This is a genomic window from Acinetobacter uliginosus (assembly GCF_044130295.1).
GTDB lineage: Bacteria > Pseudomonadota > Gammaproteobacteria > Pseudomonadales > Moraxellaceae > Acinetobacter.
The window spans coordinates 1-536 of the sequence record NZ_JBIQOC010000190.1; the positions used below are offsets into that span (position 1 = coordinate 1).

The following is a 536-nucleotide window of genomic DNA, read 5'->3' on the forward strand; positions in this document are numbered from 1 at the left end:
CTGGCTGTGTGCCAGGCGGCTGGAACAGGGAAAATTCCACTGGGCTAAAGTTCACCAGGGTGAAACCGTGGCCCTCAGCCCGGAACAGTTACAGGCACTGATCCAAGGTTTGCCCTGGCAGCGCATTGGACGACAGCAAGTGGTAACAATGCTCTAAACTAGGCTGTTCCATTCTGCTATTCTCCAAACGTTCTATTTCATTCTTCTCATGACCTCAGGCATACTGCGGTCATGAAAATGCTGCCTGATTTAAGCCAACTGACCCATGAACAACTGCTGGAATTTATCCGGCAGTTGGCGATGCAGCATCAGTCTCTGGCACAATCAAATCAAGAATTAGAAAAATCAAACCAGCAATTGGATGCCAAAGTTCAGCATCTTTCTATTCTCAATCAAAAATACGAGCATGAACTGGCGCTGTTTAAAAAGCATAAATTCGGCAGTAAAAACGAACATCTCACCGCAAAACAAATCCATCTATGGGACGAAGCGGTCGAAGAAGATATCGCAGCCGTTGATCTGGAATTAGAACGATT

At 46.1% G+C, this 536-nt stretch carries 2 protein-coding genes; both read left to right on the forward strand.

The features are described from left to right. Positions 1–4: 4 nt before the first annotated feature. Positions 5–157 (forward strand): IS66 family insertion sequence element accessory protein TnpB, encoded by a 153-nt coding sequence (gene tnpB, locus ACE01T_RS17660; protein WP_395519792.1) that lies wholly within the window; start codon positions 5–7, stop codon positions 155–157. A gap of 74 nt (positions 158–231) precedes the next feature. Beyond that, on the forward strand, positions 232–536 hold a 305-nt coding region (locus ACE01T_RS17665; protein WP_489752757.1), incomplete at its 3' end, for an IS66 family transposase.